18 protein-coding genes are annotated in these 15,660 nt (G+C 63.3%); 12 read left to right on the plus strand and 6 right to left on the minus strand.

Features of this window, described 5'->3' with window-relative positions; genetic code table 11:
- Window positions 1–578 (minus strand): phosphoribosylformylglycinamidine cyclo-ligase (gene purM, locus AC1D0Z_RS09450; RefSeq protein WP_477657991.1); only part of this gene is annotated, 578 nt, incomplete at its 3' end.
- 179 nt (window positions 579–757) lie between these two features.
- Between purM and AC1D0Z_RS09455 the strand changes: the two genes are divergently transcribed.
- From AC1D0Z_RS09455 to folK, 5 genes are read left to right on the plus strand one after another with little or no spacing between them, the layout of a single operon-like run.
- Window positions 758–1,846, plus strand: a complete 1,089-nt coding sequence (locus tag AC1D0Z_RS09455; protein ID WP_477657992.1) for an AI-2E family transporter — start codon at window positions 758–760, stop codon at window positions 1,844–1,846.
- Complete coding sequence (gene hda, locus AC1D0Z_RS09460) at window positions 1,843–2,529, plus strand: DnaA regulatory inactivator Hda (RefSeq protein ID WP_477657993.1); 687 nt, start codon at window positions 1,843–1,845, stop codon at window positions 2,527–2,529. The genes AC1D0Z_RS09455 and hda overlap by 4 nt, the downstream gene beginning before the upstream one ends.
- A 17-nt stretch (window positions 2,530–2,546) precedes the next feature.
- Window positions 2,547–3,224: an HAD family hydrolase gene (locus AC1D0Z_RS09465; protein WP_477657994.1), complete on the plus strand. Its 678-nt coding sequence runs from the start codon at window positions 2,547–2,549 to the stop codon at window positions 3,222–3,224.
- 6 nt (window positions 3,225–3,230) lie between these two features.
- Window positions 3,231–4,865, plus strand: coding sequence for a polynucleotide adenylyltransferase PcnB (gene pcnB, locus AC1D0Z_RS09470; protein WP_477657995.1), 1,635 nt, complete (start codon window positions 3,231–3,233; stop codon window positions 4,863–4,865).
- A gap of 7 nt (window positions 4,866–4,872) precedes the next feature.
- Window positions 4,873–5,376, plus strand: a complete 504-nt coding sequence (gene folK / locus AC1D0Z_RS09475; RefSeq protein WP_477657996.1) for a 2-amino-4-hydroxy-6-hydroxymethyldihydropteridine diphosphokinase — start codon at window positions 4,873–4,875, stop codon at window positions 5,374–5,376.
- Here the strand turns inward: folK and AC1D0Z_RS09480 are convergent.
- Together AC1D0Z_RS09480 and pdxH are read right to left on the minus strand one after the other, a co-directional pair.
- A complete protein-coding gene (locus AC1D0Z_RS09480) occupies window positions 5,373–5,774 on the minus strand; it encodes a GFA family protein (protein ID WP_477657997.1) in 402 nt (133 codons plus the stop codon). The two genes, folK and AC1D0Z_RS09480, sit on opposite strands and share 4 nt — an antisense overlap.
- A gap of 56 nt (window positions 5,775–5,830) precedes the next feature.
- Window positions 5,831–6,481, minus strand: a complete 651-nt coding sequence (gene pdxH, locus AC1D0Z_RS09485) for a pyridoxamine 5'-phosphate oxidase (protein WP_477657998.1) — start codon at window positions 6,479–6,481, stop codon at window positions 5,831–5,833.
- Between the two features lie 103 nt (window positions 6,482–6,584).
- Between pdxH and AC1D0Z_RS09490 the strand changes: the two genes are divergently transcribed.
- From AC1D0Z_RS09490 to AC1D0Z_RS09505, 4 genes are all read left to right on the plus strand, one after another.
- Window positions 6,585–7,157, plus strand: coding sequence for a TetR/AcrR family transcriptional regulator (locus AC1D0Z_RS09490; RefSeq protein ID WP_477657999.1), 573 nt, complete (start codon window positions 6,585–6,587; stop codon window positions 7,155–7,157).
- 157 nt (window positions 7,158–7,314) lie between these two features.
- Entirely contained in the window at window positions 7,315–7,773 is a 459-nt protein-coding gene (locus tag AC1D0Z_RS09495) for a (2Fe-2S)-binding protein (protein ID WP_457279289.1), read from the plus strand.
- Between the two features lie 26 nt (window positions 7,774–7,799).
- The gene (locus AC1D0Z_RS09500; RefSeq protein WP_477658000.1) at window positions 7,800–10,094 is read left to right on the plus strand and encodes a xanthine dehydrogenase family protein molybdopterin-binding subunit; all 2,295 of its coding nucleotides are present in this window, start codon (window positions 7,800–7,802) and stop codon (window positions 10,092–10,094) included.
- Window positions 10,094–10,642: a nucleotidyltransferase family protein gene (locus AC1D0Z_RS09505; RefSeq protein WP_477658001.1), complete on the plus strand. Its 549-nt coding sequence runs from the start codon at window positions 10,094–10,096 to the stop codon at window positions 10,640–10,642. Before AC1D0Z_RS09500 ends, AC1D0Z_RS09505 begins: the two co-directional genes overlap by 1 nt.
- Window positions 10,643–10,659: 17 nt before the next feature.
- Here the strand turns inward: AC1D0Z_RS09505 and AC1D0Z_RS09510 are convergent, their stop codons facing one another.
- Together AC1D0Z_RS09510 and AC1D0Z_RS09515 are read right to left on the minus strand one after the other, a co-directional pair.
- Window positions 10,660–11,184 (minus strand): superoxide dismutase family protein, encoded by a 525-nt coding sequence (locus AC1D0Z_RS09510; RefSeq protein WP_477658002.1) that lies wholly within the window; start codon window positions 11,182–11,184, stop codon window positions 10,660–10,662.
- A 96-nt stretch (window positions 11,185–11,280) separates the two neighbouring features.
- Entirely contained in the window at window positions 11,281–11,826 is a 546-nt protein-coding gene (locus tag AC1D0Z_RS09515; RefSeq protein WP_477658007.1) for a gamma-glutamylcyclotransferase, read from the minus strand.
- Window positions 11,827–11,959: 133 nt separating this feature from the next.
- Here AC1D0Z_RS09515 and AC1D0Z_RS09520 point away from each other — a divergent pair, with 133 nt between their 5' ends.
- From AC1D0Z_RS09520 to eda, 3 genes are all read left to right on the plus strand, one after another.
- Window positions 11,960–12,541: an OmpA family protein gene (locus AC1D0Z_RS09520; RefSeq protein WP_477658003.1), complete on the plus strand. Its 582-nt coding sequence runs from the start codon at window positions 11,960–11,962 to the stop codon at window positions 12,539–12,541.
- Between the two features lie 165 nt (window positions 12,542–12,706).
- Window positions 12,707–14,524, plus strand: a complete 1,818-nt coding sequence (edd, locus tag AC1D0Z_RS09525) for a phosphogluconate dehydratase (protein WP_477658004.1) — start codon at window positions 12,707–12,709, stop codon at window positions 14,522–14,524.
- Complete coding sequence (gene eda, locus AC1D0Z_RS09530; protein WP_477658005.1) at window positions 14,515–15,177, plus strand: bifunctional 4-hydroxy-2-oxoglutarate aldolase/2-dehydro-3-deoxy-phosphogluconate aldolase; 663 nt, start codon at window positions 14,515–14,517, stop codon at window positions 15,175–15,177. Before edd ends, eda begins: the two co-directional genes overlap by 10 nt.
- 97 nt (window positions 15,178–15,274) lie before the next feature.
- Here the strand turns inward: eda and gloA are convergent.
- Window positions 15,275–15,660 (minus strand): lactoylglutathione lyase (gene gloA, locus AC1D0Z_RS09535; protein ID WP_477658006.1); only part of this gene is annotated, 386 nt, incomplete at its 5' end.

The raw sequence follows: 15,660 nt of genomic DNA on the forward strand, positions 1-15,660 counted from the left end.
GAATGCACGCCGCTGCTGGCCAGGCCCAGGACTACGTCGCCGGGTTTCACGTCCCTGCCGGTCAGGATTTTGGATTTTTCAACCGCGCCGACGGCAAAGCCGGCCAGGTCGTATTCGCCGGCGGGGTACATGCCGGGCATTTCAGCGGTTTCGCCGCCGATCAGGGCGCAGCCGCTCAGCTCGCAGCCTTTGGCAATGCCTCCGACCACGGCAGCAGCCGTGTCCACGTCGAGCTTGCCGCAGGCAAAGTAGTCGAGGAAAAACAGCGGCTCGGCGCCCTGGACCAGCACGTCATTGACACTCATGGCCACCAGGTCGATACCCACGGTGTCGTGCATTTGCCATTCAAACGCCAGCTTGAGCTTGGTGCCCACGCCGTCGGTGCCGCTGACCAGTACGGGCTCCTTGTAGCGCTTGGGCACCTCAAACAACGCACCAAAACCCCCAATACCGGCCAAAACGCCTTCCCGCATGGTTTTTTTGGCCAGCGGCTTGATGCGTTCGACCAGCGCGTCACCCGCGTCGATGTCGACGCCTGCGTCTTTGTAGCTCAGGGGGGAAGTGGAGGAGGTGGTCATGTGTCGGCTTTGATGCAGGTGGGAGGGCAGGCGGTCGGAGGGCGGATTTGCAGCCGGAAGCGGCCTGCAAGCCCGATAGAATTCAGCCTGAGATTCTAAAGGCTGCCCATCAGGCGCCTTTCGGGCCTTTCCAGGGACTTTTCCAGCGTTCCTTCCGGCAAGCTCAACCCCAAGGCTTTATGCAATTCACACCCGCCCAAAAACGCGCCGCCGCCTGGATCCTGATCGCTTCACTGGTCATCCTGGTGCTGTGGCTGCTAGGGCCGGTGCTGGCTCCCTTTGTGATAGCCGCCGTGCTGGCCTATGCACTGACGCCCCTGGTGAACAAACTTGACCACGCCGGCAAGGGCCGGTTGCCGCGCGTGGTGGCGGTCATCGCTGTGGAGTTCCTGTTCGTCGTGGTCCTCCTCGGCCTGTTCCTGCTCATCGTGCCCATCATGGCCAAGGAGCTGCCCATCCTGCGCGAACAGGTTCCGCTGCTGGCCGACAGGCTCAACAGCCAGCTGGCGCCCTGGCTGGCACAGTTCGGCATCCATGTCGCACTGGACGTGGGCAGCATCAAGGCGTTTGTGGTGAAGTACCTCAATGCCAATTTCGAAGACCTCTTCGGTTCGCTGATGTCCTCACTCAAGCTGGGCGGCAGCGTGGCGCTGGCCCTGATCGGCAATGCGATGCTGATCCCGGTGGCGCTGTTTTACCTTTTGATGGATTGGGATAAATTTGTAGCCCGTGTCCTGGAGCTGGTTCCACCCCACCTGCGCGCGGGTTTTGACAGCTTTACCGACGAGGCCGATTCGGTCCTGGGGCAATACCTGCGCGGCCAGTTGCTGGTCATRCTGGTCATGGCCGTGTTTTACGCTGTCGGCCTGGCCTTGTTCGGGCTGGACCTGGCGGTCCCCATCGGGGTGTTCACCGGTCTGGCCATGTTCATTCCCTATCTCGGTTTTGGTCTGGGGCTGATCCTGGCCATCCTGGCCGGCGTGCTGGAGTTCGCCTCGCTGAAGGCTTTTGTGATGGTGGCTACCGTGTACGGCGTGGGCCAGCTGATTGAAAGCCTGTACCTCACGCCGCGCCTGGTTGGCGAGCGCATCGGCCTGCACCCGCTGGTGGTGATTTTCGCCTTGCTCGCTTTTGGGCAAGTACTGGGCTTTGTGGGGGTGCTGATTGCGCTGCCCGCCAGCGCCGTGTTGCTGGTGGGTATTCGCCGGTTGAAGGCCAGCTATATGGGCAGCCGCCTTTACAAGGCCGCTGACGCTGCCGGGCAATGAAACAGATTGCGCTGGACATCGGGCTGGCCTCAGCTCCGTCGTTTGCCAACTTCTTTGGCGGGCCGAACGAGGCTGCGCTGAAACACCTGGAGCTGTGGGCCGGCAACACCCTGCGCTCGCCGGTGCCGACCTACCTGTGGGGTGAAACGGCCAGCGGCAAGACGCATCTGCTCAAAGCCGTGCGTGAGGCGCTGCGCGAGCAGGGCGCCTCCAGCGGCTGGATGGATGCCTCCATGCTGGAGCCACCTGAATTCAACGAATCATGGGCGGCAGTCATTTTGGACGATTGCCACCTCTATACCGCGGTGCAGCAGCAGRCAGCCTTCAACTGGTTTGTCAATGCACTGAGCGCACCCGACGGGCGTCCGCGCTGGGTGCTGGCGGCAGGCCAGATGCCGCCAGCCGACCTGGCGCTGCGCGAAGACCTGCGCACCCGGCTGGGTTGGGGCCATGTGTTTGCCCTGCAGGCCCTGACTGAACCCGAGCGGCGTGCCGTGCTGCGGCGCGAGGCCGATGCACGCGGCGTGTTCCTGAGCGACGAGGCCATGGACTTCATGCTGACCCGCTTTTCCCGCGACCTCGGCAGCCTGATGYAGTTGCTGGACCAGCTCGACGGCTACGCCCTGCAAACCAAACGCGCCATCACGATTCCCCTGATCAAGTCGATGCTGGAGAGCGAATAAGTGACTGTGACTGCGAAATGACTGCTTCCCGCAAGATTGCTTTATTTGACCTGGATCACACGCTGATCCCCATCGATTCCGACTACGAATGGGGCGAGTTCACCATCGCGCTGGGCTGGTGCGACAGCACCGAGTTCAAGCGCCGTAACAACGAATTTTTCGAGCACTACCGTGCCGGCACGCTCGACATCCACGAATACGTGCGTTTTGCCACCGAAGCTATCCGCAAACAGGGTGCTATCAATTCAGGCGCTGCCCATGCCCGCTTCATGCGGGATGTGGTGCAAAAAGCCATTACAAAGCAGGCGCTGGCGCTGGTCGACGGCCACCGTGCTGCGGGCGATGAGCTGGTCATCGTTACCGCCACCAATGAGTTCGTGACCCGGCCCATTGCCGACGCTTTCGGGGTGAAAGAGCTGATTGCGGTCGAGCTGGAGCGCGATACCGATGGCTGGGTGACCGGTGAGATCAGCGGCACGCCCTCGGCGCGCGAAGGCAAAGTCACCCGCATGGAACAATGGCTGGCGGCCCGAAACCTCGGCTGGGACGACGTGGAAACCACGTTCTACACCGACTCCCTGAACGATATTGCCTTGCTGGAAAAGGCTACCCACCCCGTCGCCACCAACCCGGACGAGCGCCTGCGGGCGCTGGCGGCAGAGCGCGGATGGCGCATACTTGACCTGTTTATCTAGTTATCCATGATCAAAAAATTTATCGACAAGCTGTTTGGCAAATCAGACAGCACGGAGCCCGGCGCCAAGCGGGTCAAAAAATCACCTTTCGGCCAGCGCCAGGATGTCACCGTCAAGGAACACGGCATTGATGTCGACCTGGTGGATGACCGTGCCATGGACGTGGTGCGCACCCTCAAGGACGCCGGCTACGAGGCCTACATCGTCGGCGGTGCCGTGCGTGATTTGCTGGTCGGCCTGCGCCCGAAGGATTTCGACGTCGCCACCGACGCCACGCCCGAGCAGGTCAAGTCGCTGTTTCGCCGCGCCTTCATCATCGGCAGGCGCTTTCGCATCGTGCATGTCATCTACGGCCGCGGGCGCGAGCATGAAGTCATCGAGGTTTCGACCTTTCGCGCACACCTCGACAGCAGCCTGGCCGAGCAGGTCGGCGGCAACGAGCGCACCAGCAAGAGCGAGCTTGCCGGCATGAAGCATGCGGTCGACGCTTCCGGCCGGGTACTGCGCGACAACGTCTGGGGCCCGATCGAGCAGGACGCCGCGCGGCGTGACTTCACCATCAACGCGATGTACTACGACCCCGAAACCCAGGTGGTGGTCGACTATCACAACGGCATCAAGGACGCGAAGAAAAAAATCATCCGCATGATCGGCAACCCTGCCGTGCGATACCGCGAAGACCCGGTGCGCATCATCCGCGCCGTGCGTTTTGCCGCCAAGCTCAGTGCGCTGGGCTTCAAGTTTGAAGACAAGACCGTCGCTCCGCTGCGCGAGATGAAGGGGCTGCTCGCTGACGTGCCACAGTCGCGCCTCTTTGATGAAATGCTCAAGCTGCTGCAGACCGGCCATGCGCTGGCCAGCATCGCCCAGCTCAAGTTCCTGGGTCTAGGCACCGGCATTTATCCGCTGCTCGACGTCGTGGTTGAAAACGCGGATGAAGCTTTCCTGAAGCTCGCCTTGCAGGACACCGACCGCCGTGTCGGCGAAGGCAAGCCGGTGGCGCCCAGCTTTTTGCTGTCGTGCGTGCTGTGGTCTGACGTGCGTGAAGGCTGGGAACGGCGCAAGAAGCGTGGCGAGCACCTCATGCCCGCACTGCAGGATGCCATTGACGACGCCTTCAACGCCAAGATCGGCGATGTGTCGGGCCGCGGCAAGCTGGGCACCGACATGCGCGAGATCTGGACCATGCAGCCACGCTTTGAAAAGCGCACCGGCAGCGCACCATATTCCCTGCTCGACCAGCCGCGCTTTCGCGCCGGCTTCGACTTTTTGCGCCTGCRTGCGCAGACCGGCGAGATCGATACGGAACTCGCCGAGTGGTGGGAAAAATTCAGCACCGCCTACGACGACGAACGCCACGCCATGATTGAAGAGGCGCGCCAGGCGCAGCAGCACAGGCCGCAGGCGCCGCGGGGTCGTGTCAAGCGCGTTGATGCTGAGCACGGTCAGACGGGCCAGGCCGAACGCCCTGCGTCCGATGTAGCAGACGCACCTGGCGAGCAGGGCGACGCCGCCCCCGCCAAAAAACGGCGCCGCCGCCGCAAGCCGGCCAATCGTGGTGGTGCAGATGGGGCKGGTAGCGCCGAAGGCGCAGGCGGCGAGGCTTCTTCGCCTTCATCGGATACTGCGTCAAATTCCTGAGGATCAAGTGGTTAGCGCCTACGTTGCCCTTGGCGCCAACCTGGGTGATGCCGCGGCGGCACTTTGGCAGGCCATTGATGCCATAGGCCGGTTGCCGCTCACGCGGGTCTGCCAGACTTCCAGTCTCTACAAAACAGCGCCACTGGACACCGATGCGGGCGAAGGATCTCCTGCGGCCGGCAACGACTACCTCAACGCCGTCGTCGAACTCCAAACCGGACTGACCGCACCCGCCTTGTTGAGCCACCTGCAACAGATCGAGCAACAAGCCGGCCGCGAAAGACCCTACCGCAATGCACCGCGTACCCTGGACCTGGACTTGCTGCTGTATGGCAGTGCCCGCATCGAATCGGAACACCTCTCGGTGCCACATCCGCGGATCATGCAGCGAGCCTTTGTGCTGGTGCCGCTGGCAGAGATTGCGCCCGGGTTGGTCACTCGCGAGCAATTGGAGGCGGTGGCTGCGCAGCGTATTGAGCGGCTCGGCAAGCAGACGGGCCGCCCTGCTTAATCGCCGGGGTCCCGCGGTATCGCGGCAAGGCTTTCTGTCCATCGCAGTGCGGAACGGCACCACTTTTGAGCTCTTGGAATCAGTGCCTTACGCTCTTCTATGCAGCCTACCCTCAAGCCGTAAATCCTTGGGTCATCCGCTGCATAGGTGTAAAGCGGTGACCCGCAATTCGGGCAGAACGCCTGCGCACGCCGGGCGCCGTTGTCGCCAACTTTCACATAGATCGTCGGCTTGCCCCGGGTGAGGCGAAATGAGCCTTCATGGGCGGGCACCGAGACCCGGTAGGCGGAACCCGTGAGCTTCTGGCAATCCGTGCAATGGCAGATCGTGGTTTGCTCATGATCCACTTCCGCTTGATAGCGAACGCTTGTGCAATGGCAACTTCCATGAACCTGCATACCAACTCCAACGGTGCTTGTCCCGGCTTTCGATCCGAGGCCTTGAGAACCAGACTTTAAGGCGCAAGCCGCTCACGCAACCACCGCGCGTCACCCTGCAAGGTATACCGCAGCCGGTCATGCAGCCGGCTCTTGCGGCCTTGCCAGAACTGCCAGTTGTCGGGCTTCAGGCGGTAGCCGCCCCAGTGCGGCGGGCGTGGCGGCTGCAGCAAAAATTTGGCGCCGTATTTGGCCGCGTTGGCCACCAGCACGCTGCGCCCGGCAATGACTTCGCTTTGCGGGCTGGCCCAGGCGCCTATGCGCGAATCGAGCGGGCGGCTGTTGAAGTAAGCGTCGCTTTCTTCGGCAGAGACCTTTTCAACCACGCCTTCGATGCGCACCACGCGTTCTAGCTCTATCCAATGGAACTGCAGCGCCGCATACGGATTACCGGCCAGCTCATGGCCTTTGCGGCTGTCGTAGTTGGTGAACCAGGTGATGCCGCGCTCGTCATAGCCCTTGACCAGCACGATGCGGGTGGACGGGCGCAGGTTGCTGGCCACGGTGGCCAGTGTCATGGCGTTGGGCTCGGGCACCTCGGCGGCGATGGCTTCTTTCAGCCACTGGTCGAACTGTTTGAGCGGGTCGGCTTCGGACGCGTCTTCGTTGAGTTCGGCGCGCTCATAGCTTTTGCGCAGGTCGGCAATGGAAGGGTTGGGCTGGCTCATGCTTCTGATTGTGCCCGCAGAGGCCATGTCCTTGCCTGCCGTAGACCTCGGCAGAGGGTGGGCTTGATAACGAATTAATATTCGCTTATATTCACAAGCTCACATGAAGCCCAAAGACGACGAAAAGCAGCGCGCGATTGCCGAGGCCACCTTCAACCTGGTGGCCCAGACCGGCCTGAGCGGCCTCACCATGGCCGACATTGCCCGTTCGGCCGGCATTGCCACCAGCACGCTTTACGTCTATTACCCGTCCAAGGACGAGCTGATCAGCCAGCTCTACGAAGAAGCCAAAACCGCCACCATGCAGCGCCTGATGGATGGTGTGCTTCCCGGCACCCCCTTGCGCAGCCGGGTGCGCCGCCTCTGGGGCAACCTGCTGCGGCACCGGCTGGAGCGTTATGCCGAGGTGGTATTCCAGGAGCAGTACTACAACTCTCCCTGGTTCACGCAAGGCAACCGCGAGTTGTCGACCCGGCTGGCGGCGAGCTTCTTTGCATTGATCGAGGAGGGTCAGAAGCAGGAGATTTTCAAGCCGGTGCCCTTGCCCTTGTTAACGGCCACCCTGGTGGGCTCGGTACGGGAAACCGCCAACCTGATACGTACCCAGGTACTGCCCGACGACGAGGCGGTGCACCAGGCGGCTTTTACCCTGTGCTGGGACGCCATCAAGGCCTGAACCTTTGAAACGCCTCTGAAAGGCAATACCCCTCATGTCTGCATGCCCAAGTTTTTACGGATAAAACCCTGATTTAAGCGAATATAAATTCGACAAGTAGCCTCCCTTTTTTCTCCCTTTTGATTTCCCACTAACAAAAACCGCAAGGAGTTCCACGATGCCCACCCTCAACATCAACGGCAAGGACGTATCCGTCAACGCCGATCAATCGACCCCCATTCTCTGGGCCTTGCGTGACACGCTGGGCATGACCGGCACGAAGTTTGGCTGCGGCGCGGCGCTCTGCGGCGCGTGCACCGTGCATCTCAACGGCGCGGCCATACGTTCGTGCATCACCCCGATCTCGGCCGCTGCCGGCCAGAAGATCACCACCATCGAAGCGGTTGCTACCGACCGCGTCGGCAAAGCCGTGCAAGACGCCTGGGTCAAACATGACGTGGCGCAGTGCGGCTATTGCCAGAGCGGCCAGGTGATGAGCGCCACCGCCTTGCTCAAGTCCAACGCCAAACCCAGCGACGCCGACATCGACGGCGCCATGGCCGGCAACATCTGCCGCTGCGGCACTTATGTGCGCATTCGCGCTGCCATCAAAGACGCCGCCCAGGCACTGGCTTAATTGGCTTAAAGAAGGAGAACAACATCATGTATTCCAACTCCCCAGACACCTTTGATATCGCTTCTCAACTGCCAAAAGGCCTTCAAGCCCTTATGCATAAAGCGCAAACAGCTACCAAAACCATAGCAGACGCTGAGCTGCCGCGCCGCAGCTTCCTCAAGGTTGCGACTGCCGGCGGCTTTGCCCTCGGCGCTTTTCCGATACTGACGCAAGCGCAAACCATGGCCACAGCGGGTGCGCCGGCGGCGTCCAGCCTCAAGCCGACCCAGCAGCCCTCAGCCTTTGTGCGCATCGACAAGGACGGTACGGTGACCGTCACCATCAACCGGCTCGACTTCGGGCAGGGTGTACAGACCGGCCTGCCGATGATCCTGGCGGAAGAGCTGGATGCTGACTGGGCTTTGGTCAAAAGCCAGCATGGCAATGCCGACCCGGCGTATGTGGACCCGGCTTTCGGCATGCACCTCACGGGCGGCTCCGGCTCGATCAAGAACTCCTACACGCAGTACCGCGAGCTCGGCGCGCGCACCCGCGCCATGCTGGTCTCGGCCGCCGCCGCGCAGTGGGGCGTGGACGCAGGCAGCCTGCGCACCCAGCAAGGCGTGGTGATAGGCCCCGGCGGCAAGCGCCTGACGTATGGCGAGCTTTCAGAGGCTGCCATGAAGCAGCCCGTGCCCGAGGCCGTCACGCTCAAGGACCCGAAGCAGTTCCGCATCATCGGCAAGCCCACGGGCCGGCTCGATGCGCGGGCCAAGTCCACCGGCAACCAAAGCTACGGCATCGACGTGCGCCTGCCCGGCATGCTGACGGCCGTGGTGGCGCACCCGCCGGTATTCGCCGGCAAGCTCAAGTCGCTGGACGACACCGCGGCCAAAGCCGTCCCCGGCGTGAAGGCCGTGCTGCGCGTGCCGCTGGACCGCGGCGGTGAGGGCGTGGCGGTGGTGGCCGAAGGCTACTGGGCTGCCAAGCAGGGCCGCGATGCGCTCAAGGTCGAATGGGACACCAGCGGCGTCGAGAAAGTCGACAGCGTGAAGCAACTTGCCAGCTACCGCGCGCTGGCGCAGAAAACCGGTGCGCTCAAGTACAAGGACGACATCAGCAAGCTGGCGTCGGCGCCGAAAAAAATCAGCGCCGAGTTTGTCTTTCCTTACCTCGCCCATGCACCCATGGAGCCGCTGAACTGCACCGTGCAGCTGAGCGGGCAGGGCGCGGATGCCAAGGCCGAACTCTGGCTGGGCACGCAGATGCCCGGGCTGGACACGATGGCCGCTTCCAAGGCCCTGGGCGTGGCGCCGCAAAACGTCAAGATGAATGTGCAGATGGCCGGCGGCGGCTTTGGCCGGCGCGCGATTGCGACCAGCGACTACGTGGTCGAAGCCTGCAATGTCGCCAGGGCCGCACGCGGCGCCGGGCTGACGGCCGCGGTGCGCACGCTGTGGAGCCGCGAGGACGACATCAAGGGCGGCTACTACCGTCCCATGCATGTGCACCGCGCCGAGATCGGCTTTAACGACAAGGGCGAAATCCTGGGTTGGGACCACGTCATCGTCGGCCAGTCCATCGTCGGCGGGACGCCGTTTGAAGCCTTTATGGTCAAGGACGGCGTGGACGGCACCATGGTTGAGGGCATGAAAGAGCCTTACGATATTCCGATGCGGCTGTCGGTGCACCACCCCAAGCTCAATGTGCCGGTACTCTGGTGGCGCAGCGTGGGCTCTACCCACACGGCGTACGTCATGGAAACGCTTGTCGACGAGATTGCACGTGGCAGCGGGCAAGACCCTGTGGCCTATCGCATGAAGCAGTTCGGCAGCAAGCACCCGCGCCACGCGGCCGCACTGCAGCTGGCGGTCGACAAATCAGGCTACGGCAAACGCACGTTGCCCGCCGGGCGCGCCTGGGGTGTGGCGGTGCATGAGTCTTTCAACACCGTGGTGGCTTATGTGGTCGAGGCATCCGCCAAGGACAACACCCCGGTGCTGCACGGCATCACCGCGGGCGTGCATTGCAACCTCGCCATCAACCCCACCAGCATTGAGGCGCAGGTGCAGGGCGCGGCGCTGATGGGGCTGTCGATGTGCCTGCCGGGTGCGGCCATCACGCTCAAGGATGGCGTGGTCGAGCAAAGCAACTTCGGTGACTTCCCGGTGCCGCGCATCACCGACATGCCGACGGTTGCCGTCTTCATCGTGCCCAGCGCCGACGCGCCCACGGGTCTCGGTGAGCCCGGCTTGCCGCCTTTGGCGCCGGCATTCGCCAATGCCATTGCGAAGCTCACGGGCAAGCCGGCGCCGCGCGAGCTGCCCTTCAAGCTGACGTGATGCAGGGCAGCAAGCCCACGGTGCTGGTGCTGGCCTCGGGCCGGGGTGAGCGCTTTGCCGCATCGGGTGGCGGCACGCACAAGCTGCAGGCGCTGCTGGCCGGCAAGCCGGTGCTGCAGCACACACTGGACGCGGTGGCCGCCAGCGGCTTGCCCTGGCACCTGGAGGATGCCGGGCATCCGGGCATGGGTGACTGCATCGCGGCCGCCGTGCGCGCCACACCAGAGGCTGCGGGCTGGCTGATTTTGCCGGGCGATTTGCCGCTGGTGCAGGCCGCCACGCTGCAGGCGGTGGCCGACGCTCTGGCGCAGCACGCGGTGGTGGTGCCGATGTTCAGGGGCACGCGCGGCCACCCGGTCGGGTTTTCGGCCGCGTGCCGCGATGCGTTGCGGGGTTTAAAGGGGAATCAAGGGGCGGCGCCCGTGGTACGGGCGCAAGCAGCTATCAATTCTGTAGCATTCGTTGACGTGGCCGATGAAGGCACAGTCACCGACATCGACACGCTGGACGATTTGCGCCGCGCTGAAGAATTGTTCAGGCAGCGTTGAATGTGCGGCTGCGCCTCTCAGACCTTCGCGATCACTGCACAGGCCAGACGCGGCCCGGAGTTACCGGTGGGCTGGGTCTTGTAGTCGTCGGGGTCGCGGTGAACGATCAGCCCCTTGCCCACGATGTCGGTCGCCCCGCTGCCGACCGAGAGGGTCTTTGATTCAAAGCTGAATTTTGCGACGCCGCCGGCGTCGGCTTTCAGGCTGGGCAGGTCGCCGGTGTGGTGGGCCATGTCGGCATGGTTGCCATGTTGCTGGCCGGTGGGGTTGAAGTGCCCGCCTGCGCTCATGCCGTCACCGCTGGAGCAGTCACCTTTTTCATGCACATGAAAACCGTGCTCGGCATTGGGCTTGAGGCCGCGTATCTCGCCTGAGACCAGTACCTTGTCGCCGCTCTGCACAAAGCTGACGGTGCCGCTGGCGGTATTGCCGGTTGTGCTTTGCAACTGGGCCACAGCGCGCGGGCCGTTCATCGACGAAGCGCAGGCCGCCAGCACAAAGGCGGTGGCAAGGGCGGCGAGCGGTGCCAAGGGGTATTTCATGATGCGGGTCTCCTGGTGGTTGATTCAGGGGCTCACTGTAGGGCGCATGGCGCCGGCTGGCAAGGCCGGGGGTGGCCGGAGCCGAGGCTGTTCGGCCTATTTGGCCAGCTCCAGCAGCTTGCCCAGTGCGTGGTCGTGAATTCCCAGCGTCTTGAGTTTGTCGTAGGTGAGCTGTGCGTACTCGCGCGTGGTGCCATAACGGCCGCAAGAGTCGGAAAAGATCTGGCGGTAAACATCTGCGCTGAGCACACCGGTATGGCTCGGGCTGCGCTTGGACAAGGTGAAGGCCAGCGCCCGCACATCGCCCTGTGCCGTCTGGCAGCGCAGCCACTTGGGGTCATAGACACCGTTGGGCATTTCACGTTTCCACAGCGCGGGCAGGGCGCCGGCGACCTGCGCCTGCGGTATGCGAAACACCATGCCCTTGCAGCTGCCGCCGTGCAGGAGGCCAAACACCAGGCCTGGGCATTCCGGCGTGCCGCGGTTCAGGCGGCTCCACATCTTTAGCGCGCGGTGGTAGCCGTGGATGGTCGCAAAACGTTCCTCGGCATGCTCAAACTCCGGGCGCCAGATGAGCGAGGCATAGGCAAAGATCCAGAGGTCGCTTTGTCCGCCCCATTCGCGGATGACGGTCTCGAGCATGTGGTCCGGGTTGCGGGAAACACTGATGCCAGGGCTGGCGGCTTGTTGGGCTGAATTTTCCACAGCCGCACTTTACAATGCGTTGAGTTTTTGTGACGGATTGAGTGACCGATTTAGCGACGGGAGTGGGGCAATGTTTTCTCAGGACGATGAGGGCCAGCAAGGCTTGGTGTTGGCGGTCGTTCTCGGCCTCGTGGCTTTCGTAATCGCGCTGGTGGTGGGGCTTTGCATGCATCGGCTCGGCCGGGCGCCTTCCGCCGCTGTTGCCCCTGCCCAAATATACCTGCCCGTGCCGGTGCCAGAGGTGGCGCCGACGCCTGCCGAGCCAGCCAGCACCGTAGACCATGCCGCGAACATTGCTGGCCAGGCTTCGCAGGCCGCAGCCGACGCCGCCAGCGTGAAGGTGGAGCAGGGCGCGGTGCGGTTTTATTTTGCCTCGGGCGATGCAGACCTTGCGGACGGTGCGGGTGCAGCCCTGGGTGAAGTGGTCAAGGCCGCCAAAGCTGGCCGCACGCTGGTGATTACCGGTTTTCACGATGCCACAGGGGACGCCCAGAAAAATGCAGCGCTTGCCCGGCAGCGCGCCCTTGCCGTGCGCGAGGCACTGAAGCAGGCCGGTGTTTCCGATCGCCAGATCGTGCTGAAAAAGCCCGAGCAGCTGGTGGGTGGCGGCAGCGACGCCGAAGCGCGGCGTGTGGAAATTACCCTTCAGTAAAGCCGCATCCACGGGTTGTTTCAGAACCTTGCAGAACAGCTTTTGCGGCTGCGTTTCGTAACCACGTAGTAACCATGCGGCGGTAAACAGGCCGGTAACCCGTTACCATAGAGTCAGTAATAAAGTTACATGCCCAGTGACTTTGACCATGACCGGAGTTACAACATGGCCCTTCACCCCGCAGTTTCAAAAATCACCGCCCGCATCGCAGAGCGCAGCCTTCCCACGCGCAGCGCCTACCTTGCACACCTGCGCGCTGCCGCCAGCCGCGAACCCGGCCTGGACCGCATGGGTTGCGCCAATGTGGCGCATGCCTTTGCCGGCATGCCGCTGGACGACCGCTTCAAGGTGGTGGCCGAGCGCAAGCCCAACATTGGCATCGTCACTGCCTACAACGACATGTTGTCGGCGCATACCCCGCTCCAGGCCTACCCGGCCTTCATCAAGGACGAGGCGCGCAGGCTGGGTGCCACGGCGCAGGTTGCGGGCGGCGTACCCGCGATGTGCGATGGCGTGACGCAAGGCACCAGCGGCATGGAGCTCAGCCTTTTCAGCCGCGACGTGATTGCCATGGGCACGGCCGTTGCGTTGTCGCACGACATGTTCGACGCTGCACTGATGCTGGGCGTATGCGACAAGATCGTGCCGGGCCTCTTGATAGGCGCGCTGCATTTTGGGCACCTTCCCACGGTGTTTGTGCCGGCCGGCCCCATGACGTCGGGCATTCCCAACAAGGAAAAAGCCCATGTGCGTGAGCAGGCCGCGCAGGGCCTGGTTGGCCGCGATGCGTTGCTTGACTCCGAATTCAAGTCCTATCACAGCCCCGGCACCTGCACCTTCTACGGCACCGCCAACAGCAACCAGTTGCTGCTTGAAGCCATGGGCCTGCACGTGCCGGGCACCGCATTTGTGAACCCCGGCAACGCGCTGCGTGAAGAGCTCACGCGCGAGGCGGCGCGCACCGTGCTGAGCATCATCAAGGCGAAGCGGTTTGCGCCCATCGGCCAGATCGTCGATGAAAAAGCCATCGTCAATGCGATGGTCGCGCTGCTCGCCACCGGGGGCTCCACCAATCACCTTATCCATTGGGTAGCCGTGGCGCATTCGGCCGGCATCGTGATCGACTGGAATGATTTCTCCGACCTTTCCGACGTGGTGCCGACGCTGGCCCACGTTTACCCCAACGGCAGCGCCGACGTGAACCAGTTCCAGGCGGCGGGCGGGCCGGGCTTCATCATTCGTGAGTTGCTCGACGCGGGCTTCATGCATGAAGACGTGCTCACGGTGCGCGAAGGCGGCATCCGGGAATACACGCGCGAGCCGGCGCTGGCCGGCGCGGCGCTTGTCTGGCACGACGTGGGCGCTTCCAAAGACGAGGCCATCGTGCGCACGCCTGCCAAACCTTTCAGCGCCACCGGGGGCCTCAAGCTGTTGCAGGGCAATCTGGGCCGCAGCGTAATCAAGGTCTCCGCTGTGCCCGACGACCGCCATGTCATCGAGGCGCCTGCGCGGGTGTTTGATTCGCAGGAAGCCCTGCACATCGCCTTCAGCGCCGGCGAGTTGAACCGCGACGTGGTGTGTGTGGTGCGCTGGCAAGGTCCGCAAGCCAACGGCATGCCCGAGCTGCACAAGCTCACGCCGCCGCTGGCCGTGCTGCAGGGCAAGGGATTCAAGGTCGCGCTGGTCACTGACGGCCGCATGAGCGGCGCTTCGGGCAAGGTGCCGGCCGCCATCCATGTGTCGCCTGAAGCCGCTGCCGGCGGCCCGCTGGCCAAGGTGCGCGACGGTGATGTAATTCGTGTGGACGCCGTCACCGGCGAATTGAATGTATTGGTAAACGATGCAGAATGGACCGCGAGGCCTGTCGACACCATGCCTGCCGATTTGCGCGCGGCAAACGGCATCGGCATGGGACGGGAGTTGTTTGCCGGTATGCGCCGTCACGCGCTGACAGCTGAAGAAGGAGCTTTATCGTGGATGTGAACCTCAATGTCAGCGGAAAACTGACCCCCCTGCAGATCATGCAGGACGCCCCCGTAATACCCGTGATCGTGCTGACCGACGTGAGCCAGGCGGTGCCATTGGCACGTGCCCTAGTGGCGGGCGGCATCCGCATGCTCGAAGTCACCCTGCGCACGCCGCAAGCGCTGGCCTGCATTGAGGCCATTGCGCGCGATGTGCCCGAAGCCGTGGTGGGGGCGGGCACTGTGCGCAGCGCCGCCGACGCCCAGGCCTGCGCCATGGCCGGTGCGCGCTTTGCGGTCAGCCCCGGTTACACCCATGCGATGGGACAAGCCTGCAAGGATGCGGGCCTGCCGCTGTTGCCAGGGGTGGCCACCGGCAGTGAGATCATGATGGCGCAGCAAGACGGCCTGACCGAACTCAAATTTTTCCCGGCCATGCAGGCGGGCGGTCCGGCCATGCTGAAGGCCTGGAATGGCCCCTTTGGCGACGTGCGGTTTTGCCCGACGGGTGGCGTTACGGTGGCCAACGCGCCTGAGTTTTTGGCACTGCCCAATGTCGTGTGTGTGGGCGGTTCCTGGCTGACCCCTGCGGACACGCTGGCCCGCGGCAACTGGTCACACGTGACTGCGCTGGCTTTTCAGGCCTGCCAGCTGGAACGCAGCGCTGCCTGAGCCTGGCAGCCTGCTGGCTATTTGTGGAAATAGCGCCACCGGCCTTGCTGAATGAGCGCAAGCAGCTATTGAAAGAATAGCAGTGACGGGCAATAAACTAACGCAGGCCTGCCCCCGCAGCGCTTTCATCACGCTGGATCAGCTCAATCTTGTAGCCGTCCGGGTCCGTCACAAAAGCGATCACGGTGGTGCCTCCCTTGACCGGGCCGGCCTCGCGCGTGACGTTGCCGCCAGCGGCCTTGATCTTGTCGCAAGCCGCATAGGCGTCTGGCACGCCCAGAGCAATATGGCCGAAGGCCGTGCCCATGTCGTAGCTTTCGGTGCCCCAGTTGTAGGTCAGCTCAATTTCGGCCTGCGCCGGGTTGCCTTCGTAGCCGACAAAGGCCAGGCTGTATTTGTACTCGGGGTTTTCCGAGGTGCGCAGCAGCTTCATGCCGAGCACCTGGGTATAAAAGTCGATGGAGCGCTGGAGATTGCCAACGC

Source organism: Polaromonas sp. P1_E3, assembly GCF_056405935.1.